Origin of the sequence: Romboutsia sp. BSD2780061687b_171204_C1, from assembly GCF_015560225.1 — a bacterium.
In the GTDB taxonomy this organism is placed as follows: domain Bacteria; phylum Bacillota; class Clostridia; order Peptostreptococcales; family Peptostreptococcaceae; genus Romboutsia_C; species Romboutsia_C hominis.
Map to the genome: position 1 here is coordinate 102,051 of NZ_JADMRK010000004.1, position 26,720 is coordinate 128,770.

At 25.5% G+C, this 26,720-nt stretch carries 28 protein-coding genes; 6 read left to right on the plus strand and 22 right to left on the minus strand.

What is annotated here, in order from left to right; translation table 11 throughout:
* Positions 1-71 precede the first annotated feature (71 nt).
* The 7 genes from yqeC to I2H23_RS09715 form a co-directional block, all read right to left on the minus strand.
* The gene (yqeC, locus tag I2H23_RS09685; protein WP_195581567.1) at positions 72-782 is read right to left on the minus strand and encodes a selenium cofactor biosynthesis protein YqeC; all 711 of its coding nucleotides are present in this window, start codon (positions 780-782) and stop codon (positions 72-74) included.
* A 106-nt stretch (positions 783-888) separates the two neighbouring features.
* A complete protein-coding gene (locus tag I2H23_RS09690; protein WP_207733574.1) occupies positions 889-1,632 on the minus strand; it encodes a cell division protein in 744 nt (247 codons plus the stop codon).
* An 18-nt stretch (positions 1,633-1,650) separates the two neighbouring features.
* Positions 1,651-2,142: a QueT transporter family protein gene (locus tag I2H23_RS09695; protein ID WP_195581568.1), complete on the minus strand. Its 492-nt coding sequence runs from the start codon at positions 2,140-2,142 to the stop codon at positions 1,651-1,653.
* Between the two features lie 206 nt (positions 2,143-2,348).
* Complete coding sequence (locus tag I2H23_RS09700) at positions 2,349-2,933, minus strand: CDP-alcohol phosphatidyltransferase family protein (protein ID WP_092925370.1); 585 nt, start codon at positions 2,931-2,933, stop codon at positions 2,349-2,351.
* 16 nt (positions 2,934-2,949) lie between these two features.
* The gene (locus I2H23_RS09705) at positions 2,950-3,603 is read right to left on the minus strand and encodes a TVP38/TMEM64 family protein (protein WP_166505576.1); all 654 of its coding nucleotides are present in this window, start codon (positions 3,601-3,603) and stop codon (positions 2,950-2,952) included.
* Positions 3,596-4,417: a (Fe-S)-binding protein gene (locus I2H23_RS09710; protein WP_092925368.1), complete on the minus strand. Its 822-nt coding sequence runs from the start codon at positions 4,415-4,417 to the stop codon at positions 3,596-3,598. Before I2H23_RS09710 ends, I2H23_RS09705 begins: the two co-directional genes overlap by 8 nt.
* 82 nt (positions 4,418-4,499) lie before the next feature.
* Entirely contained in the window at positions 4,500-5,219 is a 720-nt protein-coding gene (locus I2H23_RS09715; RefSeq protein ID WP_330615409.1) for a TVP38/TMEM64 family protein, read from the minus strand.
* Positions 5,220-5,501: 282 nt separating this feature from the next.
* Here I2H23_RS09715 and I2H23_RS09720 point away from each other — a divergent pair, with 282 nt between their 5' ends.
* Positions 5,502-5,852: a hypothetical protein gene (locus I2H23_RS09720; RefSeq protein WP_195581569.1), complete on the plus strand. Its 351-nt coding sequence runs from the start codon at positions 5,502-5,504 to the stop codon at positions 5,850-5,852.
* A gap of 37 nt (positions 5,853-5,889) precedes the next feature.
* On the opposite strand, the gene I2H23_RS09725 is transcribed toward I2H23_RS09720, so the two are convergent.
* From I2H23_RS09725 to I2H23_RS09735, 3 genes are all read right to left on the minus strand, one after another.
* Entirely contained in the window at positions 5,890-6,114 is a 225-nt protein-coding gene (locus tag I2H23_RS09725; protein ID WP_195581570.1) for a hypothetical protein, read from the minus strand.
* Positions 6,115-6,201: 87 nt separating this feature from the next.
* Positions 6,202-7,134: a DUF362 domain-containing protein gene (locus I2H23_RS09730; RefSeq protein WP_195581571.1), complete on the minus strand. Its 933-nt coding sequence runs from the start codon at positions 7,132-7,134 to the stop codon at positions 6,202-6,204.
* A 170-nt stretch (positions 7,135-7,304) separates the two neighbouring features.
* Entirely contained in the window at positions 7,305-8,054 is a 750-nt protein-coding gene (locus tag I2H23_RS09735; RefSeq protein ID WP_195581572.1) for an acyl-[acyl-carrier-protein] thioesterase, read from the minus strand.
* A gap of 234 nt (positions 8,055-8,288) precedes the next feature.
* Here I2H23_RS09735 and I2H23_RS09740 point away from each other — a divergent pair, with 234 nt between their 5' ends.
* Complete coding sequence (locus tag I2H23_RS09740; protein ID WP_195581573.1) at positions 8,289-9,137, plus strand: DegV family protein; 849 nt, start codon at positions 8,289-8,291, stop codon at positions 9,135-9,137.
* Positions 9,138-9,269: 132 nt separating this feature from the next.
* Here the strand turns inward: I2H23_RS09740 and I2H23_RS09745 are convergent, their stop codons facing one another.
* From I2H23_RS09745 to I2H23_RS09760, 4 genes are all read right to left on the minus strand, one after another.
* Positions 9,270-11,534: a xanthine dehydrogenase family protein molybdopterin-binding subunit gene (locus I2H23_RS09745; protein ID WP_195581574.1), complete on the minus strand. Its 2,265-nt coding sequence runs from the start codon at positions 11,532-11,534 to the stop codon at positions 9,270-9,272.
* The gene (locus tag I2H23_RS09750) at positions 11,535-11,984 is read right to left on the minus strand and encodes a (2Fe-2S)-binding protein (RefSeq protein WP_092925355.1); all 450 of its coding nucleotides are present in this window, start codon (positions 11,982-11,984) and stop codon (positions 11,535-11,537) included.
* Complete coding sequence (locus tag I2H23_RS09755) at positions 11,984-12,772, minus strand: FAD binding domain-containing protein (RefSeq protein ID WP_092925352.1); 789 nt, start codon at positions 12,770-12,772, stop codon at positions 11,984-11,986. The genes I2H23_RS09750 and I2H23_RS09755 overlap by 1 nt, the downstream gene beginning before the upstream one ends.
* Before the next feature lie 200 nt (positions 12,773-12,972).
* Complete coding sequence (locus tag I2H23_RS09760; RefSeq protein ID WP_092925350.1) at positions 12,973-13,770, minus strand: HAD family hydrolase; 798 nt, start codon at positions 13,768-13,770, stop codon at positions 12,973-12,975.
* Positions 13,771-13,866: 96 nt separating this feature from the next.
* Here I2H23_RS09760 and I2H23_RS09765 point away from each other — a divergent pair, with 96 nt between their 5' ends.
* Together I2H23_RS09765 and I2H23_RS09770 are read left to right on the plus strand one after the other, a co-directional pair.
* Positions 13,867-14,220, plus strand: a complete 354-nt coding sequence (locus tag I2H23_RS09765) for a hypothetical protein (protein ID WP_166505583.1) — start codon at positions 13,867-13,869, stop codon at positions 14,218-14,220.
* Positions 14,221-14,378: 158 nt separating this feature from the next.
* Positions 14,379-14,582, plus strand: coding sequence for a hypothetical protein (locus I2H23_RS09770; protein ID WP_092925346.1), 204 nt, complete (start codon positions 14,379-14,381; stop codon positions 14,580-14,582).
* A 126-nt stretch (positions 14,583-14,708) separates the two neighbouring features.
* On the opposite strand, the gene msrA is transcribed toward I2H23_RS09770, so the two are convergent.
* The 3 genes from msrA to I2H23_RS09785 all read right to left on the minus strand — a co-directional run bounded on the left by msrA (position 14,709) and on the right by I2H23_RS09785 (position 18,012).
* A complete protein-coding gene (gene msrA / locus I2H23_RS09775) occupies positions 14,709-15,662 on the minus strand; it encodes a peptide-methionine (S)-S-oxide reductase MsrA (protein WP_195581575.1) in 954 nt (317 codons plus the stop codon).
* 122 nt (positions 15,663-15,784) lie between these two features.
* On the minus strand, positions 15,785-16,600 hold the full coding sequence (locus I2H23_RS09780) for a CPBP family intramembrane glutamic endopeptidase (RefSeq protein WP_092925344.1): 816 nt from the start codon (positions 16,598-16,600) through the stop codon (positions 15,785-15,787).
* A 218-nt stretch (positions 16,601-16,818) separates the two neighbouring features.
* Positions 16,819-18,012 (minus strand): pyridoxal phosphate-dependent aminotransferase, encoded by a 1,194-nt coding sequence (locus I2H23_RS09785; protein ID WP_092925342.1) that lies wholly within the window; start codon positions 18,010-18,012, stop codon positions 16,819-16,821.
* Between the two features lie 249 nt (positions 18,013-18,261).
* Here I2H23_RS09785 and I2H23_RS09790 point away from each other — a divergent pair, with 249 nt between their 5' ends.
* Complete coding sequence (locus I2H23_RS09790) at positions 18,262-19,104, plus strand: sulfurtransferase (protein ID WP_195581576.1); 843 nt, start codon at positions 18,262-18,264, stop codon at positions 19,102-19,104.
* Positions 19,105-19,156: 52 nt separating this feature from the next.
* Here I2H23_RS09790 and I2H23_RS09795 read toward each other — a convergent pair whose 3' ends face one another.
* The 5 genes from I2H23_RS09795 to I2H23_RS09815 form a co-directional block, all read right to left on the minus strand.
* Entirely contained in the window at positions 19,157-20,869 is a 1,713-nt protein-coding gene (locus I2H23_RS09795) for a GGDEF domain-containing protein (protein WP_195581577.1), read from the minus strand.
* 172 nt (positions 20,870-21,041) lie between these two features.
* A complete protein-coding gene (locus tag I2H23_RS09800) occupies positions 21,042-22,934 on the minus strand; it encodes an endonuclease MutS2 (protein WP_195581578.1) in 1,893 nt (630 codons plus the stop codon).
* A 301-nt stretch (positions 22,935-23,235) separates the two neighbouring features.
* The gene (locus tag I2H23_RS09805; protein ID WP_092925334.1) at positions 23,236-23,961 is read right to left on the minus strand and encodes a YwaF family protein; all 726 of its coding nucleotides are present in this window, start codon (positions 23,959-23,961) and stop codon (positions 23,236-23,238) included.
* Between the two features lie 112 nt (positions 23,962-24,073).
* Positions 24,074-25,192, minus strand: coding sequence for a 4-hydroxybutyrate dehydrogenase (locus I2H23_RS09810; protein ID WP_092925332.1), 1,119 nt, complete (start codon positions 25,190-25,192; stop codon positions 24,074-24,076).
* Positions 25,193-25,511: 319 nt separating this feature from the next.
* Positions 25,512-25,670: a hypothetical protein gene (locus I2H23_RS09815; RefSeq protein ID WP_176698670.1), complete on the minus strand. Its 159-nt coding sequence runs from the start codon at positions 25,668-25,670 to the stop codon at positions 25,512-25,514.
* 130 nt (positions 25,671-25,800) lie between these two features.
* Between I2H23_RS09815 and I2H23_RS09820 the strand changes: the two genes are divergently transcribed.
* Positions 25,801-26,496 (plus strand): hypothetical protein, encoded by a 696-nt coding sequence (locus I2H23_RS09820; protein WP_092925330.1) that lies wholly within the window; start codon positions 25,801-25,803, stop codon positions 26,494-26,496.
* The last annotated feature ends 224 nt before the right edge of the window (positions 26,497-26,720 follow it).

Sequence of the window (26,720 nt, forward strand, 5' to 3'; positions counted from 1 at the left end):
TTATTAAAAAGTTTATTTTTATACAAATATAAAACACTAATTATTTATGATATTAAAATAAATCTTATATTCTATACACAATAAAATAAATCATTTAATATACTTCCATATATTATTTTTATATTATGTTCATGTTTATTAATACTGTTAATAAGATTTTTTGCTATATCTAAATGCTTTTTTGTTTCTACTTTATTAATTAATAATATTTTTTCACAATTGATATTTTTAAACATACCATTTTTATTTATTACTATATCAACCATATTTTCTATAGTTACTTTATTTTTAGTGTTTGTTAATTTTTCAAATTCTTTAAGTCTATGTATATTTTTATCGTTTATACACATATCATAAGAAGTTATATCTAATACCCCTATAACTTTCGTGGTTTTAGGATATACTACCGGCTCATTTATATTCCATCCTTTAAGCTTTTTTCTCTTAGAACCATCACCTTCTATTAAAAGAATATCAAAATCACCTTTGATCTTATCTAAATCATAAAAATCTAGCCCTATTATCTTATTATCTAAATTTATATATGATCCAACAATAACGACTCTTTCTTTTTCACATTTTTTATATTTTGCACTATCTAATATGTACATATTGTCATATAATTCTTTTGGCGGTACATATATTTTTGTTGTTGTGCTTATAAGTATTTTTTTGCTATTAATGCTAGATGCCAACTTATTTATAAGTGAGGTTTTTCCTCCAGCTCCTATTACTGTTATAATCTCTTGTTCTCTTAAGTTTAATGCTTCTTTTAAATTCATATCTACCCTAACTTTATATATTTATAAACTTTTATTTAATATTTTTTTAATGTAAAATAAAGAATCCATAGAATAATTATAACATTATTCTATGGATTTATACAGATTAATTACATACTAATCCTATTTTTATTTTATCTTTTGTTTGTTCTTTTACATACAATGAGAAAATGCTATCACAAGAATTTTCGCTTTTTTCTTTTATAATAGTTAATATATCATTTACAACAAATATCATTTCATCTTCTTTGCAATAATTAGATCCCATTTCAATAAATATTATTTGCTTTTTATTTAAAAGTTCATTATGTGATCCACTTACATTTTCTAGTAAATTTCTTACCATGTCTTCTTTAGATATGTCTTTACCAAACTCTTTATAAGAATATTTTATTCCACCATCTGTACATAAAGTTTCTTTTAAATCTGTTAAGTCTAAGTTTATCATGCATTGATATGATATAGATTCAACTAACATATTTACTAAATTTATAAATTTATCCATTGAAGCTTCATCTACTTTAAATTCTCTATTTATATTTACTTCGTCTTTATTTTCTTTATTAGAAGAATCTATTCCTATACTTAATATTCTTCTTTCATCTGCCATATATCCTATTGCATTGACTATCTGTAATGCCTTTTTATCTTCACTATTATAAGTTAAAAATAATAAGTCTACTCCATCTAATAATTCTCTAACATAATCCTTATCTACATCTTGATTTATAGATATTTCTTCTATATCCATATTATTTTCTAATTTAAATTTAATAGAATTTAATGTATTTATTCCATCATTTCCTATACCTATTATTTTAGCTTTTTCTAATTTTTCTTCTATATTCATAATATCTCCTTAATCAGATTACTTTAATAGTTTAAGATATTTATTTTCTAATATCTTAAATAATGGAACACCAATTATAGTTATTACTACAAATTGTCCAAAACCTACTTGTAGCATTGAAAGTATAAGAGGCACACCAAATAATTTATTTAGCATAATACCTATTATTATAGCATTTACTATTGTTGGCCATAATGATGCGATTAGTACATAACCTTTTTTTCCTTTCATTGTTTTACCTGTTAAGTAAACTAAGTATACACTTATAAATGTTGCCAAAGTTCCAAATATAATATCAAGAACACCATAAGGACCTATTACATTAGCTAAAAAACATCCTATTGTCAAAGCTAATATGTATTCCTTACTTATAAGTGGTAGTAGTGTCATAACCTCAGCTATTCTAAATTGTATTGTTCCATAACTTATAAAACCAAAAGCTAAAGTAACTGCTGCATAAACACCTGCTACTACTCCAGTTTTAACTATCTTTTTAGTGTTGTTTCTCATCTTTTTTCTCCTAAGTGCTTATTATTTATAGCCTAATCTACTTGGAAAAAATAAAAACCGTAGAAATTCTACAGTTTTAATGGCAGTTAATTAAATGCCTATTTTAACCGTAGTTTTTTTTATAGACAGGAGGCTTTCGAACTGTCTTTTTAAGGTTACTTACGATATTATATAATATATATTTTTTTATTTCAAATATTTTAATATTACTTTAATATGTTTTTAGCTTCAATCATTCTTTGAAGTGCTGTTATTATAACTATAAACGAAAATATATTAACTACTATACCTAAATAACTTTCAAAAATCATCATAAGAGATAACATTATAAATCCTTCACTTCTTTCAGCTACTCCTGCTTGATAATAAAATGATTTTATTCCGCTTTTTTCACTAACTGCACCAACTGTTAAAAATATTACCATTGATATTAATATACAAGCTAATAATACAATAATATTTAATCTTATCTCTTCAAATTTTAGTGCACTTACAAATATTATACCTATTTCTACTATCCTATCAAACGTAACATCTAACACTGTTCCAAAACTAGATGATGAGTCTGTTTTTCTAGCTATACTTCCATCTACTGCATCTAAGTATCCAGATATCCAAAGTAGCATTACAGCTAGTATATTTTTATCTAAATATAATAATACTGCTGATAATACCCCCAGTATAAGAGCTAGTGTAGTTACAGTATTTGCGCTAATTTTTCTTTTTATAAATATATTTGCTCCAAATTCTATAAATGGATTTACATATTTTCTAGCATGTGTGTCTAACATATTATTTCCCTTCTATTTAATGTTTTTCTTCTAATTTATCTTTTAGAAATTTATTTTTTAAAAATATTGATACAGTAAATAATAATACTAAAAGAGCTATTGAAATATAAAAGCTAGTACTTTTTATATTTAAAGAAGTAGCCCCTATATTTGTAAATACTGCTATACCAGGAATAGTTCCAAATAGTGTAGCTAGTATAAAATCCTTATATTTTACATTTGTAATACCTGCTCCATAGCTTATTACATCAAATGGAAATAGTGGTATTAACCTTAATAGAAATATTATATAAAATCCATTTTTTTCTATTAATCTTTCTATTTTTTCTAACTTATCACTTGACTTTCTTTTAATTATTTCTTTTCCTAAATACCTAGCTATAAAAAATGCTATACTTGCACCTATTAAAGCTCCTATTGTTGTATATATATACCCCTTACTAAATCCAAATATTAGACCTGCTGATATTGCAAGTACTGAATCTGGAAAAAATGTTAGAGGTACTAATGAAAACATCACTATATATATAAGTGGAGCTAATACACCAAATGTTTTTACATATTCTTTTATTGTATATATATCAACATTATTACCTATATATCTATTTGTAATTACTACAAAAGCTAATATCCCTATTATGACTAGTATTTTTTTTAACTTATTATTCATATTTTCTCCTATTATTTAGTTTATATCTATTTATCCATGAATTTATACTAGATTTATTATATTGTGTAAACTTATCTTTGTTTAAATATTCTTCATTAAAAATTAAGTCTAATATATGAATTGAATTTTTCCCTCCATTTATCATAAACTTAACACATGTTTCACAGTAACATATAGTATAATCACTTTTTGTTTGAGAACATCTTTTTTTAAGTTGTTTTTTCTTATTTTCATTGTCTGTAAATATAGCTCCACAACACATAGAACTACTTCTATTTTTTTCAAATTCAGTGTATTTAATTCCTAAGCTTTTAAGTATATCTCTAGCACTTGTATATATAGATTCAACACCTCTTATTGCGCAGGAATCATGTATTGCAAATTCTATATTTAGATCACTATAATATCCAATTAACCTATTATCTAATCCAAATTCTCTTATGACATCTAATAAAAAATATACTTCTATATTTTTACTATTTTCACTTAAACTTTTATAACAATTAGGACATGACGTTATAACCTTTTTAACATTGTTAGTATTTAGAGTTTCATCTAAATTTTTATAGTATTTTTCAAATGATTTATAATCTTTTATCATTATACTTGGTTTATAACAACAAGAAAAAGTTATTCCTATATTTTTTATATGACCTCTTAAATAATTATATATATTTAGTATAATCTTTTCATCATACCCACTCAAACTACACCCTGGCATAAATAATACATCAGCATCTTCATCTATAAAAGTTTTTCTAAATAATTTATTATTGCTGCTAATTTGATGTATTTTATATGGTAGTTTACTCATTTTATCACCTTCCTTAAACTTATTTTAAAATAATTTTTTATATAATTTACAAAACAATATGGATTGGCTTAGCCAATCCACATTATTTTTCTTTTAAAGATTTATTTAAATTACTATTTTTTTCATTGTAAATCTTTTTAAGCATATATCCAAGTATACTTAATGCAAATAATATCATAAGGCCTGTTACTACAAATTTTAAGGAACCTGTTAACATATCTCCAACATAAGAATATATTATAGTTGCAGGAAGCTGTCCTATGCCTGTTGCTATAAAAAATGAACTAAACTTCATTGAAGTAAGACCTGCTGCGTAGCTAACAAGGTCAAAAGATATAAATGGTAGTAATCTAGCTATTAATATTGTATGTTTTCCGTACTTGTCAAAGAAGTTATCTATGTTATCTAATGCATATTTGCTTGTAAGCTTTATAACTACATCTCTACCTAAAAATCTTGCTATATAAAAGCATAATGCTGCTCCTACCATTGAACTAGTCCATGAAAGCATTGCTCCTTTTACCCACCCAAATAAAGCCGCATTAGCAAAAGTTATTAAAAATGCTGGAAGTGGTGCTGCCACTGATTGAAGTATCATAAGTAAAAAAGATATTATAGGTGCTAATATACCAAAAGATAATATATATTCTTTTATAGCATCTATGTTTAGCATACTTAAATAAAACATCATCTGATTTATACCTTTATTTATCTGCGGTATAAATAAATATATACCTATTACTAATAACGATACACCTATTTTTACTGATATATTTTTTAATTTATTATCTATTTTTATCACCTACTATGTCCTATTTATATATTTTTTATGACATTATGACCATTTATAATATAATTCATAATAATATTTAAATTTTTAAAGTCATTCTTAAATATTTTAGCATAAACAGTGCAAAATTCTTATAAATATATATATTGTAATTTTATATACCAATAACTACATATATTGATTTTTTCTATACATAATTTATATTTTACAAAGATTTATTTATACATAAATTTGTTGTAACAATTTTCATGAAGATACATATTATAAATATTAATATTTATAATTGGAGGTTTTATGCCTAGAAATAAAGGTTTTAATAACTGTAACTTATTAATAAATAATTGTAATTCATTTTCTAATCAAAACCTCATACTAGTTACTATATTGGCAGCAATCATAGGTCAAGAAATAGAAAACGATGAAGAATTAGCACTTCTTGGTACATTTTTTATAGTTTTAGGAGAACAATTATCTTTACTTTCTGAAAGTAGAATAATATGTAAAGAAACCAATAAAGAATTTAAAGAATTAAATGATAAAGTAGAAGGTGATGAAATTAATGAGGTATTTTTAAGAAGCACCCCAAGAAAGAGAATAAAAAAAATCAAGAAAAAATACATAAAAAAATACAATAACAAAAAATAAAAAGGCTATAATTTATGCATTATAGCCTTTTTCTAAATTACTCTCTGTAGTAATTTTTTTCTCTTGCTGTTTTTTGTTCATCGTTTAAATTACTCTTTTTAGTTCTAGTTTTGCTACTATAAATAGCTTCATTTTCTGATGCCATCTTAGCATTTACTTCAGTTTCATTAGCTCCATTTATACCTAATTCATGTGCTATTTCTAATTTTTCCTTTTCATAATCTTGCATTCTTCTAGTACTATGTTTTTTTTGGTTAGTCATGTTGCCACATCCTTTGGTTTTATTTCTATATATATTATTTCACTTCTATAATTTAAAATTCTTATAAAACATTACCAATTTATATACCTATCTACCATGTATATCTTTTAACTTTTCTTTATCAACCCTTACTTCACTATCTCCATATGCACACTTGCTAAATATCTTTTCTGCTTCTTCTAAGCTTAGTCCTTTTATTTCCATATTCTTAGGGTCAGATTCTCCTATATTATCTTTATCTAATCCATAAAGATAACATACTGCTTGTGGTAAAAAACCTAGAAGCCTCGCACCTATACAATCTGCTGCTAATGGGTCTGTGGATGCTATAATAAGTCCTGGTGTATCCACTGCCATTCCATTATGAGGTCCTGTCCCTACCATAGCTTTATCACAGCTTATTATACTTAAGTCTATAGGTATTTCATTTGCCATAGCTCTTATGAATCCATGCAAATCCTCATGAATTCCTGTATTTTTTTTTGGATATCCATGGATTTCCGCTGGTGGCCATCCCATTGCTATATTTTTTATAGCGCTTGTTACTGTTGCTTCTTCATGATGCTTTAACTGAGTAAATGATATTATTACATCTGCTTTATTTACTATTTCATTTATAGGAGTTGACTTTATTATGTCATGCTTTAATTTTAAATCTATATATGGACCATAATTCATATCAATAAAGCCTACTTTTTCTTCCTCTATTATTTTGTCATATCCTACATTTTTCATAATCTCTGTAGTCTTTTTACTTCCAGATCCTGTTGCTATATATATTTTACTAGGCTCTTTTTCTTTTATATACTGTATAAGTTTTTTTAAAGTTTTAGGACCTACAATTCCTGCATCTTTTGGTTTGCTATCTTTTACCCAGTTGGGATTTATAACTACTACGTCTCCTTTTTTTATAATTTTATCTATTGGCAATAAATCTAAAGCTTTTTCTAATGATTTAGATTCTGTCATTGCCTTAGTTATTGCAACTATAGGTTCATTAACCCTTCTATCTCTTATCATAAATTCACCTCTTATTTACTATTTTTTTTAAATTATAATTTTTATGTAGCTATCTATTATCATCAATATTTATATATCTATTATTTTCATATATTTAAATAAAATACTAGTAATTACTAAAGGATTATAATTTAATGTATACATAAAAAATAGTCTAAGTTTATATAAACTTAGACTATTTTTTCCCATTTACTTTGAAGAAGTGATATTTCATTTTTATTTTCATCAATTATTTGATGTATTGCTATTATATAATCATCTTCGTATTCTATCTGACTTTCTACCATTACTTCATTATTATATTTAAGCTGTTTTTCATAGGCTACTAAAAGCTCACTTACTCTATAATTTTTAACTACTTCTAAAGGCATTGAGTCTATTATCCACATTACATAATGAGAATTACCCACATGTATATTTATATCAATATCAGAGTATCTTATATCAAAATTTTTAGATATATCTATTCTAGATGGCCTTTTCATTTTTAACTTATTTATTTTAATGCTTCTATCATCTTTTACTTCATATCTATCATAATAGATGCTTGGTATACTACAAGGTTTACCTTTTTTTATATCTATATAAAATGCTAAGGTTTCTCCACTTAATATTAGTTCTTCTTTTTCATTATATATTTTAAAACTTCTTAGTGCATAAAATTTTCTAAATGCTTTTATATATGTTACAACTTTAAGCTTTTCTTTATAATTAGCTTTACTATATACTTTTATATCATAATTAAATATAACCCAAGCAGAATCACTTTCTTTAAAATCAGAAATTGATGCTCCTAAGCTAATATCTTGACTAAATGCTGCATCTGACATAAAATCCATATATGACGAAAAATTACATTCACCTCTTATATTCGTATCTCTATACGTTACCTCATACATTTTTTCATAAATTTTAGACATAATACCAACTCCTAATACTCGTACTTATTCCTTTACTTTATTGATTATACTTTAAATTATATTCGAAATCAAATTAATATTATTTTATATGACTGAACTCAAAAACTATATATTTTACTTAGTTACAAATTTAGTATATAATTCTATTATAGAGTAATTATTTAATATTCTATTACCAAATTATAATATATTTATTATAATATTGTTCATATAAAAAAGGAGAGATATACATATATGGCTGTAAAAATAGTTACCGATAGTACTTCTTACATACCTAAGGAGTACATACAAAAATATGACATATCTATAGTCTCATTAAATGTAGTTATGGATAATGACAGTATACGTGAGTTAGATGTAGATAACAAAGTCTTTTATGATGATATGGAAAAATGTGAGGAAATCCCTAAATCATCTCAACCATTTCCAGAAGAAATGTTAGATACATTTGAGAAAATAGTAAAAAATGGAGATTCTATTGTAGGAATATTCTTATCTTCTAAACTAAGCGGGACTTTTTCAAATGCTAACTTAATAAAGAATATGACGATTGAAAATTACCCAAATGCAGATATTACAATAATAGATTCTAATACTACTTGTATGCAAATGGGGTTTGCAGCTATTGAAGGTGCTAAAGCATCTTTAGAAGGAAAATCCAAAGACGAAATAGTTGATATAGTAAATCATACACTTGATAAAAGCAATTTCTTATTTACACCAGAAACACTAGATTATTTAAAAAAAGGCGGTAGAATAGGTTCAGCTTCTGCTCTTTTAGGTACTTTACTTCAAATAAAACCAATTCTTACTGTTAGAGATGGTATAACGGGAGTATATACCAAAGTTAGAACTAGAAAAAAAGCAATTAATACGATTGCTGATGCTGTATTTGAAGATATCGAAAAAAATGGACTTGGAGATGTTATAGTCCATCATATAAATTGTGAAGATGACGGTTTAAAACTTGCTAAAACTTTAGAATCTAAGTTAAATATTCCTGTTAAAATACAGTCTATAGGACCTATTATAGGGATTCATGTTGGGCCTGGAAGTATAGGTATTGCTTACTATACAAAATAATATAATTTTAGGCACTTATTATTTATTAATAACATTTTGTGAATTACATATTTTTCATTTTTATTTAAGTAAATAACTTTTAAATATTATAAAAGGTATAGTATACAAATTTGTATACTATACCTTTTATCATTATTTATTCATAGCCATAAATATTTTTTCTGGAGTCATTGGTAAATCATTTATTCTAACACCTACGCCATTGTATATAGCGTCTTGTATAGCCGGTGCTGGAGTATTTACAACAACTTCTCCAACAGACTTAGCTCCAAATGGACCTGTTGGTTCATGAGTTTCTACAAAATCAACTATTATATTACCTACATCACATCTAGCTGGTATTTTATATTGCATAAACGTATTAGTATCCATTTTACCTTTATCTGTATATCTTATTTCTTCAAATAATCCAAGTCCTATACCTTGTACTATTCCACCTTCAACTTGAACTTTAGCAAGATTTTTATTTATAACAGTTCCACAGTCTACTACTGCTACATAATCTATTACATCAACTTTACCGGTTTCTTTATCTATTTCAGTTTCTACAAATCCTGCTATAAATGGAGGAGGTGAAACAGGGCTACCATGAGATGCACATCCCACTAATTGATTTTTTTCAGGCCCTACGGTACAGTCAACAGCTATATCAAATACTAATATAGACTTATTTTCTGTAAATACTTTTTCCCCATCAAACTCTACATCTTCTTTATCTACACCAAGTCTAGTTGCTCCTAAACTCATTATTTTATTTCTAAGTTCATTAGCAGCTTTTACTACTGCCATACCTGTTACATATGTTGTAGATGATGCATATGAACCTGGATCATATGGAACTACATCTGTATCTGCTGCTATTACAGTTATTTTATCCATGGTAGTTTCAAGTATTTCACAAGCCATTTGAGAAAGTATAGTGTCACTTCCCGTACCCATATCCGTTGAGCCTACTAGTAATGTATAATTTCCGTCATCGTTTAATCTTATTTCAGCACTTGCTGTATCTATCCCTGCAATTCCAGAACCTTGCATAGTAAGTGCCATACCAACACTTCTAACTTTTCCATTTCCTAAGTCTTTAGATGGGTATTTTTCATTCCATTTTATAAGATTTTTCCCTTTTTCTATACACTCTTTTAGATCTACTGAATTTAAAGTCTTATCATATGCAAATGAAATTTCTCCTTCATTTACTATATTTTTAAGCCTAAGTTCAGTTGGGTCCATATTTATCTCTTTTGCTAATTTATTTATAGTAGACTCTACTGCAAAACATCCTTGAGTAGCACCATATCCTCTAAATGCTCCTGCTGGCATTTTATTAGTATATACTACATGCCCTTTAAATCTAGATGCTTCTAATTTATTGTACATTGGCATAGTTTTTTCACCTACTAATCCAAATGTAGTTGATGCATGTTCTCCATAAGCACCAGTATCAGATAATGCATCTATATCTATAACTTTTATTATTCCATCTTTAGTGGCACCTATTTTAACATTTAATTTCATAGCATGTCTACTAGTTGAACAATTTTGAGTTTCTTTTCTGTCATAAAGTATTTTGGCTGGTTTTCCAGTTTTAAGTGTAACTATTGCACTAAATATTTCAACACAAGCAGTTTGCTTACCTCCAAAACCACCACCTATTCTTGGTTTTATAACTCTTATCTTACTAGATGATATGTTTAAAGCTCTCGATAGATGTCGCCTAACATGAAATGGTATTTGTGTAGAACTTACTACTACCAATCTTCCCATATGATCTAGGTAATTATAAGATCTATAAGTTTCCATCATAGAATGAAGTTGTGATTGAGTATAATATGTTTCTTCTATAACTACGTCACATTCATTTAAAGTTTTTTCTACATCTCCTTTAGTATAATTATGAGTTGATACTATATTTTTCTCTCTAATCATACCTATATCAAAGTTGCAATGTCTCTCTTCATCATGAACTAATATATTAGTTTCAGTTGCCTTTTCAAAATCAAGTACTGGTTCTAGTACTTCATATTCTACTTTTATCATATTCATAGCTTTAACTGCTGTTTTTTCATCCTTAGCAGCAACTATTGCAACTTCATCTCCTACATATCTAACAGTATCTTCAAGTATTAATCTATCATATGGCGATGGCTCTGGGTAAGATTGACCTGCTAGTGTAAACCTAGTATCTGGTACATCTTTATATGTAAGTACACATTCCACTCCATCTACTAATAAAGCTCTTTTAGTGTCTATATTTTTTATTTTCGCATATGCATACGGGCTTCTTAGTATTTTTACAACTAAAGCATCTTTTGATGCTAAATCGTCTGTATATACTGGTTTTCCTGTAGCTATTGCCATTCCGTCTATTTTACCTATACTTTTACCTATTATCTTCATTTAATTTACCCCCAGATAAGTTTTAACTGCTCTTAGCTGTCCCATATACCCTGTACATCTACATAGATTTCCAGTTAAGTAGTGTATTATATCCTCTTCTGTAGGATTGTTTAATTCTTCTTTCATTGCTATTACTGTCATTATAAATCCTGGTGAACAAAATCCACATTGTTCAGAACCTTCACTAACTAATATCTTAGCAAAGTCACTAGCTTCCTTTTCTAATCCTTCTATTGTTGTTATCTCTTTATTTATAGCTCTAACTGTTAAAGTTGCACAAGATAGTACTGGCTTTTTATCTATCCATATAGAACATAAGCCACAGCATCCTGTATCACAGCCTCTTTTTACACTTAAGTTCCCTAATTTTCTTAAAGTGTCTACTAAATACTCTTCACATTCTATGTCAACTTTTCTTTTTTTACCATTTACTTTAAGTTCTACTAACATTATATAACCTCCATTATAGCTCTTTTTATAAGTACCCTAGCCATAGCATATCTATATTCTTTAGATGCTTTCATATTAGTTCCAAAAGATAATTCATCAACTGCTATTTGTACAGCCTTATCTATATTTTCATCAGTTATATTATTGTTCGATAAAAACTCACTTGCATTTTTTGCTTCTTTTGCAACTTGAGGTCTAGCTCCTATACATATTTTAAATGTATTATCTAATTTTGATACTGCTACATTTACTATTGGATAGTCACTTTTAGCATTTCTTAAAGATTTATATGATGCTTTTTTATTATTCTTTTTTATGTATATCTTAGTTAATAAATCTTTTTCATAACCTTTATCTAAAAATTTATCTAAAGTCATTCTTCCTTTACTAAAAGTCTCTATTTCAGTATCTAAACAAAGTAGAGCTATTATTAAATCAGAAAATCCATACTTAGAAAATACTGTAGCACCTACAGTTACAACACTTCTAAATTGAACTCCTATTATATCTCTTACACTGTGGTTTAAAATATCACCAAAGTTATTTTTTATTATATCACTAGTTTCTAATTCTCTAAATGTTGTCATAGCACCTATTTCAACATAATCTTCATCTTCTTTTATATAATCTAGATTTAAATTAGATAACTCTATTCCTGTGCCTATTCTTTTTTTACCCATCCTTAAAAAAGCACTTCCACCTATTATCTGATTATTTTTTCTTTTCATTAATATGGCATATGCTTCTTCTATTGTTGTCGGTTGAACAATGTCTGTAAGTGTAAACATATTTCCTCCCCAATTTGTATTAGTTTTGATTAATTATACCATATTTTAGCCATTCTAGACAATAAAATTCGTTATATATACTAACGTTTATTTTCCATTTAAAAAGTAAGTTCGATTTTATTTAACTTAAAATATATTTACTATTTTTAATAAAAAAAGTCATTCTAAATATTTTTTAGAATGACCTTTAAATTTAAATATTAAGCAAAAGCTTCATTTCCTATAGCTAATTCTTTTATAGCTTCTATAACTCCATTTTCATCATTGGTTTTTGTTACAAACCTTGCTTTTTCTTTTATTTTATCCTCTGCGTTTCCCATTGCAAAACTATAGTAAGCCGATTCCATCATCTCTAAATCATTCATATGATCTCCAAATACCATAGTTTCTTCATATGATATATTAAATTTTTTTTGTATTACTTTTATAGCTTGCTTTTTATTTCCATTAGATTCACATATATCTAGACTATTAGGCCCAGACATAGATATACTTAAATCTTTCTTATAATCTTTAATATTTGTTAACACGTCTTTTATTATATTTTCATCTGCAAAAACACTAACCTTCATTATACTATCATTTATCTTGGTTATATCTTCTACAACCTCAACATCTGTATTCCATGCTTTACAAGCTATCTTAACCTTTAAACTTTCACTATATGTTTTTTCTTTTCCACAAAATATAGTATTATGATTAGCATATTTTCTTATAATGTTTGATATACTTTTTAATTTTTTCTTATCTATATAATTTTCATATAAAACTTCGCCCTTATAGACAACTAAATTTCCATTGTTAGGTGCAAGTATTATATTATCTATTATTTCTTTCTTAAATATATTAGTTAAAGACTGTATTTCCCTACCACTTACTGCTGCAAATAGTATGTTATTAGAATTAAGTTGTTCTAAAACTTCATAAAATTCTTTATCAACACATTTATTTGAGTCAAGTAGTGTCCCATCCATATCTGAACCGATTAATTTTATCATACCCTTTACTCCTTGCCATATATTTTGTAAATTTATTGTATATCACTTATACAACATTATATAATAATTATAAACTTTTAGAAAGGATTGTGCTTTATGAAAATAGTTTCATCAAAAAAAGATCTAGATATAGCCCTTAACGATAGCGAAAATAAAATTGTAGTTAGTAATTTTAAAATTGTAAATTCTTTAAAGTTGCTTAACAATATTAATATAACGCATGCACAACGAAATAGATGCAAATATACCCTAGAAAATAATATAGATGATTCGGCATTTTTAGGATTTATAGGTTTTGCACCAATAATATCTGAAATAGGAAACGTTTCATTCTTAAATTCTATGGGTATAATTTCTAGTGTAGGTTTACATCAAATACTTATAATATTAAGTCATTATACTATAAAATATGACGATAAAAACAATAATATTATATTAACTAAGATATAATAATTCATAATAAATTAATTTTAGGAGGGCTTATGATTATAAATATAACCGATTTAGCAAAAAATGCGTTAGATAATTTATTTATAGAGTATAATGTTGATTTAAAAAATATAAGACTTTATTTAAAAGAAATTGCATGACATGGACCTATATTTGACTTGGCTCTGGATGAGGCAAAAGAAAATGATAATATATTTAAAGTAGATGGGTATAATGTAATAATTGATAAGGATTTATCTACTAAATTTAGCGTTGTTAACATCTATTATAATTCATTTGAATATTATGGTAATTTTAAAATAACAACTGATTTTATATGGAAAGATGAATACCATTACTGCGATTGGTCTAAAAAATGGTAAAAAATACCCTAGCTTACTAGGGTATTTTTTATATTAGTCTTATGTCTTTATAAAATTTCTTGTTTATAAAAAGTTTAGTTAATATTTAATTTTGTTGTAATTTAAAATCCTTATTACCTAAGACTCTTATTCAAACAAACTTAAATAGTCTTCATATCCTTCTTCTTTCATTTTCTCTTTAGGTATAAAGTTTAAGGATGCTGAATTTATGCAGTATCTAAGACCACCTTTTTCTTTAGGGCCATCATCAAATACATGACCTAAGTGAGAATTGGCCTTGCTACTTCTAACTTCTGTTCTGAACATACCATGAGAAAAATCACTTTTTTCCATTATAGAATTTTTATTTACTGGATTTGTAAAACTTGGCCATCCACATCCTGAATCAAATTTATCTTTTGATGAAAATAAAACTTCACCACTTACTATATCTACATATATACCTTCTTCTTTATTATCAAAATACTTATTTTTAAATGCAGGTTCAGTCTTATCATTTTGTGTTACTTCAAATTGAATTGGAGTTAGTTTCTTTTTTAGTTCTTCTCTATTAAAATTATTTTTATCCCAATTTTCCTTTATAAACTTATATCTACCTGATCCTACATAATACATATAGTAATGATTTGGATTTTTCTTATAATAATCTTGATGATAGTCTTCCGCTTCGTAAAATTTAGTAGCTTCTCTTATCTCTGTAACTATTTCAGAATCAAATACCTTACTATTTTCTAGTTTTTTCTTTGATCTAGTAGCAATCTCTTTTTGCTCTTTATCATGATAAAATATTACAGTTTTATATTTTTCTCCTCTATCATTAAATTGACCATAACTATCTGTTGGGTCTATTTGTTTCCAATATATATCTAAAAGTTCATCATAACTTATTACTTCATCATCATAAGTAACTTCTATAGCCTCTATGTGGCCTGTTTTATCACTACAAACTTCTTCATATGTAGGATTTTTCGTGTGTCCTCCAGTATATCCTGATACAACTTTAAGTACTCCATCATATTTATCAAAAGGTTTTACCATACACCAAAAACATCCACCTGCAAAAGTTGCCTTTTTTATCAAACTTATCACTCCTTATAAAATGTATACGTTATTTATTCCCTTTTTCTACATTAGATAATCTCCTTTTTATATAGTCTTTTTCTAAAGATATTTTATAATCTTCATATATATTAGCACTATTATTATTTAATATATTTTTTATTTAGATTTATAAATCTTATGTAGTAGTATACAGAAAGTGTCGTTATGACCAATCCTAAAATCAAGTACATATGTATTGTTGATGTAGTCATATCTATATTTTTATTTATCTTAGATTCTTGTGGTAACTTTAAAACTATAGACATTGAGTTATTTATAATATGTAAAAAAATTGGAATTAAGATATTTTCATATTTTATATATAATATACAAAGCACCCCTCCAAACAAACTTGCAAGTATAGATTTATCTATGCTATGACCTATTCCGAATAAAATAGATGATATTAATATACCAATTTTATAATTATATTTTTTAGATATACTGATAAATAATACTTTCCTAAATATTATTTCTTCTAATATTGGTCCTATTATTGCTACACTTACTATCATTATAATAATATTTCCTGTATATATTGGATCACCTGATGATGTTAATAAGCTATTTTCATATGGTTTATAAGTTAACATAGCTATAGATATTAATAGCAATGTAACTCCTAAGCTTAACATAATGGAGTTTATATATCGTCCTATTATTTCTTTTATGTCTAATTTTTCTTTGAAATCTATGTAAGATTTTTTTATATCATCTATTGATATCCCTAAATATAATAATAAAATTATTATAGATATTACCTGAGTACAAATAATAAATACCTTATTTCTATCATCATATATAGATAGATTCATAAGAATACCTATATACTTATAATTAAAGGTTAGTACTATTAAAAATGATATTACTTGTATTAATATAAAATCTATTATTTTTATATCACTCTTTCTCCTCATAAAATGTCTCCTAGTTCATATATGATTTTTACATTTTAATACTTCCCTTTATATTATATCATTAGATATCAATTTTAAATTAATATTATTTATCATTAACTTAAAATAAAATATTACTATTGTTTATATACAAGCTACTTACCTAAATTTAAATGTATAACTTTATTTTAAATAAAAAAGAGCTTATATATTAATCTATATAAACCCTTTTTATTTATTTATTTATCAAGTTCTAAATATGCTTCTAATCCTTCTTTTAAAATTTTAGATGCCTTAGCTAAATCTTCTTTATTTAATATATATGCAAGTCTTATCTCATCTTTTCCAAGACCTTCTGTTGCATAAAATCCTTCAGCAGGACAAGGCATAACTGTTTCTCCATCTATATCAAAATCTTTCAATAACCATTTTACAAAATCATCAGCACTTTTAACTGGTAATTTAGCAACTATATAAAATGCACCAGTTGGTTTTTTACATATAACTCCAGGTACTTTTACAAGTTCATTATATAATACGTCTCTTCTTTCCTTATATTCTTTATTCACATCTTGTAGATAAGATTTATCAGTTTTATAAAGTTCTACAGCTCCTATTTGCTCTAAAGTAGGTACTGATAGCCTAGCTTGACATAATTTTAATATTTGTGCCATAAATTCTTTATTTTTAGATGCTAGTGATCCTATTCTAGCTCCACAAGCACTATATCTTTTAGATACACTGTCAACTATTATAACTCTATCTTCTACTTCTTTAACACTTCCTAAACTAGTATATTCTCCATCATATACAAACTCTCTATAAACTTCGTCTGCTATTATCCATAAATCATGTTCTTTAGCTATATCACTAATCATTTTTATTTCTTCCTTAGAGTAAACTACTCCTGTTGGATTGCCTGGGTTTGAGAATAATATAGCACGAGTTTTTGAGTCTATCTTTTCTACTATTTCTTCCTTTTTAGGTAAGTGGAAACCATTTTCTGCAAGTGTAGTTATTGGCTTGATCTCAACACCTACTGAATTTGCAAAACTATTGTAGTTTGAGTAAAATGGTTCTGGTATTAATATATTGTCTCCTTCATTACATAAAGCTATCATGCAGAAAAATAATGCTTCACTACCACCATTTAATATAAGTATATCTTCCTTTTCAAAATCTATATTATATTCATTATAGTATCTTTTTATAGCTTCTCTAAGTTCGTCTAACCCTTCTGATAAAGCATACTCTAATACATCTTCTTTGTTACTTGAAATAGCTTCAAAGAAACTTTTAGGTGTTATTATATCGGGTTGACCTATATTAAGATGATAAACCTTTTTTCCTTTTTTCTTGGCTTCTGCTGAATAAGTTAATAATTCCATTATAGTAGAAGCTGGTACTGATTTTATTCTTGAAGAAATATTCATAACGTTTGCCTCCTAATGATTCATTGTCAGTTATTTTATTTTTGATATCTAATTTAACGTTTCATCTATATTCTAACATAAATATAATTTTTTTTTAATGTTTTTACATATTTACCCAAAAGTAATTATTTTCAATATATTAAGTAAATTTAGTAATATATTGAATTTTATTGTCTATATGTATATATTTATAAATGTAAGTGTAGTATTTAACTTAATAATTTTATATTAGTACTAGGAGGAATATTTATGACAAATTTAGTTAGCCCTAATTGGTTAAAAGAAAATATGGATAATAAAGACTTAGTTATAGTAGATTGTAGGTTTGACTTAATAGACAAAGAATACGGTAAAAAAAGCTACAATGAGAGCCATATAAAAAATGCAGTAAGAGTTGATATAGAAAATCAGCTATCTAGTGAGGTTAAAATCCATGGTGGTAGACATCCTCTTCCTAGTGTAGATGACCTAGTAAATACCTTTAAAAGTATAGGGATAGATAATAATTCTATAGTTGTAGCATATGATGAGGGTGATTTAGCAGGGCCTTCTAGATTATGGTGGATATTAAAGTATCTAGGTCATGATAAAGTTTATGTTTTAAACGGAGGTATAAATGAATTTAAAAGCATTGGTGGAGAAATTACTAATGAAATACCAAAAACTAAAATAGGTAACTTTAAAGCTACTGTAAACAATAATATGAGAGTTGATATGAATTATGTAAAAGAGAGATTATATAATAAGGATATTGCTATCATAGATTCCAGAGAATATAAAAGATACTTAGGTGAATTTGAGCCAGTAGATAAAAAAGCTGGACATATACCTAGTGCCAAGAACTATTTTTGGATGGATGTATTAAATAAGGACAATGAGTTTATAAACTTAAAATGTTTAGATGATTTAAAAAGACACTTTGAAAAGTTAAATGATTATAAGGAAATTATAGTTTATTGTGGTTCTGGTATAACAGCTTGTCCTAATAGTTTAGCTCTTAGTGAAGTTGGTATATGCCATAAAGTATATCCTGGAAGTTTTAGTGACTGGATAAGTTATGATGAAAATGAAGTTAGTACTTTAAGCGAATAAATTAAAAAGCATGTTAGGTAATATCAACTAACATGCTTTTTAATTTAAATTATTATTTCTTATCGTTATCCACAACAACTTTATTTTTTCCTGTATTTTTAGCTTTATACATATTTTCATCTGATTTTTTTAAGGTATTTTCATAATGTATATTTGAAAAAGCCACTCCTATACTTACAGTTGTTTTTATATCCTTGCTCCAACTTATACCTTCTACTGAAGACCTAATCATTTCAGCTAAAAGTAATACTTCTTCTTTTATTTTATAACAGGATATTATTACAAATTCTTCTCCACCATACCTACATAAATAAGTGTGTTCTTGCAATAATTTTTTTATGGTATTAGTTATAACTTTTAAAACTTCATCTCCAAATTGATGCCCATAAGTATCATTTATATATTTAAAATTATCTATATCTATCATTACTATAGAGAATTTTATATTTTTATCCAATAATTCCTCATATTTACTATCAAAATAAGCTCTATTGTGTGTATTTGTCAGTTTATCTTGTAATGTTAAATGTTTCATACTTATTAATCTATTTTTATTATACATATGTATTACGACAAATATAATACTTCCAAATAGTATTATTATAAATAGAAACTTTATCATATTATTTTCCTTCTCTAACTTGTACTCTTTACTAGCTTGCTCTATTATATAATATGAATAATCTTTATATCTATTGTCTTCAGATTCTTTTATTACCTCAAGTAACTTATCTGTATATAAATTTGCTTCATTATATTTTTTTTGTTCTTCTAATAATTTTATTAATCTTGTTAAGGCATACCTTATGTCCTGTTCTCTATTTTTTTCATATTCATCTTCTTTAAGTACTTCTTTATATGTATATACTGCCTTATCAATATCTCCAATAGCCTCATAATATTTACCCGTAGCAAGTTGATATATAGTTTTTCTATTTCCTACCATTAACTTTTCATTATTTAACAGTTCTTTAGATTTATCTAAATATATCTTTGCTTGTTTTGAATTATTTTCTGATAAATAGATTGAAGATTTTATAGTATATATCAATATATTTAAATCGTAATATTCATTTACATCTATATAATTACTATATTTTTCTACCTCTTCTACGTATTTTTTTGCATTACTATACTCATTGTTTTTTAAATATATTTCAGCTATGTTTAAATTTCCATACACTTGTATAAATTTATTTTTATATTCATCATTAATTTTAACGGCAAGTCCATCTTTTATACTCTTTATTCCGGTACTTTCACCTTCTATCTCCGAAAACAATACACCTAGATCTACTAAGCATTTAGCTTCATTAAATTTGTCATCCCTTTTTTTAGATAATATTAGTGTGTTTAATATATACCTAGATGCTTTTGCATAGTTTTGTTCTAGTAAATACGCACTTTGAAGTTTACTGGATACTATAAATTTAGAATTTATTGATAAGTACTTACTTTGTTCCATTGTAGTTAGTATGTTTATAACTTCTTTTAATCCTCTTTCTGTATTTCTAATATAATCAGTCATTTGAATTATATATTCACATACTATGTTGTAATCTTTAGGCTTTATTTTTGAAAATTCATTTTTAAAGATATCTATTGCTTTATTATATTGTTTATCATATGTATTTTTTTTTATTTTACTTTCTATTTGCATAATCTCATTTTTTATATTTTGTTTATGTGCCCCATATGATAATGATATACATGTAGCAATAGCTATGATTATATATATTATTTTTCTTATTTTTACTCCCCCCAAAATATATCCTTTCTTTTTTGTATAGATATTCCTAAACTTCTTACAGTTTATATTTTATCATATTTTTAAATTTTGTCATGTTTTACATTTTTATTTAATTATTCTTTATATATCAAACTATCTTCATAGTTACTTTTATAATAAAAAACTCCCTATTTCTAGGGAGTTATTGTTATAACCTATTATTTTTTATATCTTTTTTTATCTTCTTTAAAGCTTTTTTAGAGCCTCTTTTTATATCTTTCTCTAACTTTCTTTCCTTGTAACTTACAAATAAAGAATTTAAATCATAATCTTTAGGGTATAAATCAATAGCTTTTAGATTTAAGCTAATTCTTTTTATGTTTACAGCTATTATCTCTTCATTATACAATACCTTGACGTTGTTGAACTTATCTACACCTTCATATACTATAGCAAATTCATCTTCATCTAGTAATTTTACTCTATCTCCCATTTCATAATTAGGTATATCTTTTAATACTTCTTCCGTTTCATTAATTTTATTTCTATCTACTAAGTCAAAGTTGTAATTTTTACTTTCTATATATCTTTTCGCTCTACTTAGTACTTTATCTCTTATACCCATTTTCTTTGATATAAATAAAGCATTACTATCTTCTGATTTACCTATAGTAAGTTTATATAATGGTTCTAATGTATTTTTATCAAACATCATTCCTGCATTTTCAAACTCTGGATGCATTGTGGCAAAATGTTTAATTTCTGCATAATGAGTTGATGCTACAATTATAGACCCCATTTTATATAACTCTTCAAGTATTGATATTGCAAGACCAGCACCTTCATTAGGTTCAGTACCTGACCCAATTTCATCAAATAATACTAATGTTGACTTATTTGATGCATTTATAATGTTTGCTATATTTTGTATGTGAGATGAAAATGTACTTAAAGAATTCTCTATGCTTTGATTATCTCCTATGTCAACAAATATCTTCTCAAATACGCTTATTTCAGTATTTTTATCTGCACATATATCAAATCCACATTGAGTCATAAGAGTTAAAATTCCAACTGTTTTTAAAGCTACAGTTTTCCCTCCTGCATTAGGTCCTGTTATAACTAAACTTCTATAATACTTACCTATTGCAAAATTAAGAGGAACCACATCACCTTTAAGTAGTGGATGTTTTCCATTTATTATATTTATATATCCATAGTTATTTAGTTTAGGTGTTATTCCTTTTATAGAATCACTATATTTAGCTTTTGCAAATACCATATCATATTCTGCAATTATTTCTATATTTATTTTTATATTTTGTATTTTTTCATAAATAAGGTCTGTTAAATAAGAAAGTACCTTGTATTCTTCTACAGATTCTTCTGATTTTAAGGTTATAAGCTCTATACTAAATTTTGAAACACTATTTGGTTCTACAAAAACTGTATTTCCTTTTGATGATGTATCTAACACTACTCCATCTACTTCATTTTTATAAGATGCTTTAATCGGTATTACATACCTTTCATCCCTTTTACTTATTATAAACTCTTGTATATATTTTTTATTTCCTGATGCTGTTAAAAATTTATTTAATCTTTCTTTTATTTTTTCTTCGGTAACTTCAATATGCCTTCTAATCTTTTTTAATTCTTTGCTAGCATTAGAATCTACTTTATTTCCTTTTATACAATATTTAATTTCTTCCTCTATAGCTTTACACTCTGTTATATTAAGTGCATAAGAACTTAATGTAGGAGAATAAAATTCTTTATCTATCATAAAAGATTTTATCTTTCTACATCCTCTTAAAAAATCTTCAATACGTATAAGTTCTCTAGGCTCTAGTATCATACCTTTTTCTACTTTTTCTATAGTTGGCATTATATTAAAAAGTCCTTCTAAAGGTATATGATTGCTATTTTCTATTATTTTTCTAGCTTCATTATTTTCATCTAGCCTTCTTTTAACTACTTTATAGCTACTACTTGGCATTAATTTATCTATAAGTTCTTTTCCAAGTGAGTTTACACAATATATTTTAACTAATTCTTTAACTTCGTTTAATTGTAATTTTTCATATGTTTGTGTGTTCATTATTATCTCCTTTATTTATCAGCTTTTATTCTTAAAAGGCTTCTTGATAAATAAGGACTTTTATTATTGCTCCTTATTTATCAAGAAGCTCACACACACTCTCAAAATATTTATTTTTTTTCAAAAAAATCCTCTCCTTCCTTAATACATTTTATTATCTCATATAAATAGGGTACTTTCAATATATCATAATCATTTATAATGTTTTTATATTAAAACATTATTTAATTAAATCAAATACTATTTTATTAATAAAAAAGTACTGGAAATTTTTAATTCCCAGTACTTTTGTTTAAAATATTTATGCAACCTCATAAAATTCTTCTACAGAGCTATCTTCTTTTTTATTTATAATTATATATTCTATACTTAAAACTATATTAAAAATCATCATAACTATAAATCCATATAAAAATGGGTTTAAATTATTGCCTATACCAATAGGTGATGATTTCATATATGCATAGTTAGCATTTATCGTTCTATCAACAAAAAATATTACTATATGATATAAATTTGTTGTAATAAGTATTTTCTTAAAATCATCTTTACTCATACCTATTTTCTTTACAAATAGTAAATAAACAGACCCCCAAAGTAATAGTATATGACCTATAAAATATGAGAATTGAGTTATATGAGGGAATGAAAAAGGATCTAGCCCTAAAAATATTAATGCTGATATTGAACCAAACATTCCCCAATAAGATCCCATTTTGCAAATGAAATCTTTCTTAAAAATCAATCCTATTGCCAACATAAGTATTGCTATCCTACAATGAAATAATGGTAGACCTTCTCTGATAAAATTATAGTTTCCAACAAAGTACCAAAGATATAATGTTAATTGTTGAACTAATAATATACTACCAGTAAAAACTTCAAATAATCTACTTTCCTTTTTTGATTTTATAATAAGTAAACTACCAAAAAAAGCTATCAATAATAATATTATGTGTATAATTCCAAAGTTAACAAAATTATTTTGTTCTGTAGATGTCCTAAAAAAATAATAAAATTTACCCATTTATGTCTCCTTAATTTGATTGTATACCTTCAATATTATAAATTGCTATAAGCTTTTTTGCAAATATTAAATTAATCCAATTATTTTTAGGAGACTTTTAATTATATTTTGATTAATATAATTTAATATATATGTTTTTCATTTCTTCTTCACTTATCTTTACATAATTGTTTTGTAATAGTCTTTGTTGTGTATTTATAACACTTTGAGCAAATATACTTATTTCTTCTTCCTTCATTCCAAATTCTCTAAGTGGTTTTTTAGTTAATAAATTATTCAATAATTTTTCTATTTCAAAATAAACATTTTTTTCATCATCTAATCCTAAGGTTTGAGCTAATACCTTATTTACTTCTTTTATCTTTCCATTTGGATTTTTTTCATTATAAAGCTTAAATACTTCTGTAAACATATGGTAGTTAGCCTCTCCATGAGGAACATGATAAACTCCACCTAATGGGTAACTCATAGCATGAACTGCTCCCACTCCAGTATTACCAAATGCTATTCCTGCATAGTTACTAGCCAATAAAAATTCTTTTAATAAATTTTTTCTATACTCTTTTCCATTTTCAACAATTTCTTTGTATCCTTTAATGATTATCTCAATTGCTTTTATAGCAAATAACTCTGTAAATGAATTTGATTTTGGTGAAACAAAAGATTCTATAGCATGTATTAATGCATCTACTGAACTCGACATAAATACATTAAAAGGCAAGTTCTTCATTAATTCTGGTATTAAAACTGCATAATCTGGAATTAATTCATCACATGCTAAACCTAGCTTAGTGTTTTTAGATTTTATTTCTGCTATAGATATATTTGTAACTTCACTTCCAGTTCCACAAGTTGTTGGTATTATTATAAGTTCTTTTTCTTTTACAAGTTCTACTTTTCTTTCAAATAAGTCTACACAATCATCAACATCTTTAAATATTAGCAATTTAGCTATATCTATAACAGTTCCACCACCTATAGCTATAACTCTTTTATAATCTAAATCTTTTATATCTTTTATTATGCCATTTATCATTTCATCATTTGGTTCTCCATTTCCATATTCATTTTGTAAAACCAAATTACAATCTAAGTTTAAATCCTTTATAAATCCATTATATATAGAACTACGAGTTAATATTAAATCATTCTTTTCTAATTTGAATTCATCTACAAACTCTTTAAAATTTTCGAAAGAATGAATTTCTGTTAATAGTTTTAATTGTTTCATATAATTTTCTCCTTATGTATTATTAATCTAACCATTTTTAATTTCCATCATATATTACTCCTATTTAAAACTTTTCCCTAATTTTATCTTTAATTATATATATAATTAAAGATAAAATCCATAATATAATTTAAATATTTATGTATAGAGATTATAATTCATTTTACTATTTTTTAATTATTATAGTTTTTTTACACTAAAAAACCTCCTAAAGCATAAATAATTTTAAATTCTCTATCTTTAAGAAGTTGTATATTGTCTACTCATTTATAAGTTTACCAAACTCTTTCTCTTCATGAATCTTATTTTGTTCTTTTACTTACTTTATAGGATTAAGAAGAAGTCCATATCTTACAAATATACAAACAAGGATTAATATCCAAACTACATTAAATCTAGAACTATCAACTACGGCTTTAAATAGTGTTGAATCAAAAGCAAACCCTAGTACAAATAATAAGCTATTATATATCATCATAGATTTGTGTTTTATATTTATTATCTCTTGTATACCAAGTATTACTTAGCAATAATATAATACATTTTAAAATAACTACTTTGCATACTATGGTATAATATTAGATATCTAATTTTTATTAGGAGGTAATATGAAAAAATTTAAACACTATTTTATAGTATCACTTATATTAATTTTTCTATCGGCTGTGATGTTTTTTGTACATTATTTAGTTTTTGGCCAAGCTGTAAATACCGCCTATTATTCTCTTATGAATCTATGTTTTATACCTATAAACAGTTTAGTTGTAACTATAATACTTGAAAAATTAATAGATTATAGAGCTAAGAAGGAAAGGCTAGATAAAATAAATATGTTAGTTGGAATATTCTTCACAGAGGTGGGCTTTAAGCTAATGCGTTTAATAATAAATGGTGATGTAGAGGCTAAAAACTACATAATCTGTTTTGATGATTTAGTAAAAGTTAAAAATAGTATAATAAATCATGATTATAAAGTCGATATGCGATATATTGATTTAGATGCTATTGAAGATATATTAGTAACTAATAGTAATCTATTTATAAACTTAATTGGTAATGAAAGTGTACATCAACATGAAGTATTTACTGATTTATTAATGTCTGTTGTACATTTAAGAGATGAAATTGCTTTTTATAAAAACGGTAATCAAAACCAAATAGATATTCATCATTTAGAAAATGATATTTTAAGGGTTTATAAAAACACTGCTGCTCAATGGATTTATTATCTTGAATATTTAAATAAATCTTATCCATTTTTATATAATAATGCTATAATGATTAACCCATTTAAATTTGATTAAAATAAAAAAGAGTGTACAATTCTTTGCTTTTTTCAATTCTATGATATTAATTTTAAACCTAAACCTTTTTGTATTAGTAGAAGTTCGTACTATTTAGAATATTTAATTTACAAATATTTACAAATTTCTGTGTTATAATACAAAAAAGGACTTTTATATTATAACTATGGATCCATATATATAAAGCCCAAACAATATAAGTATAGTTTTTTTATTAAGTAGCA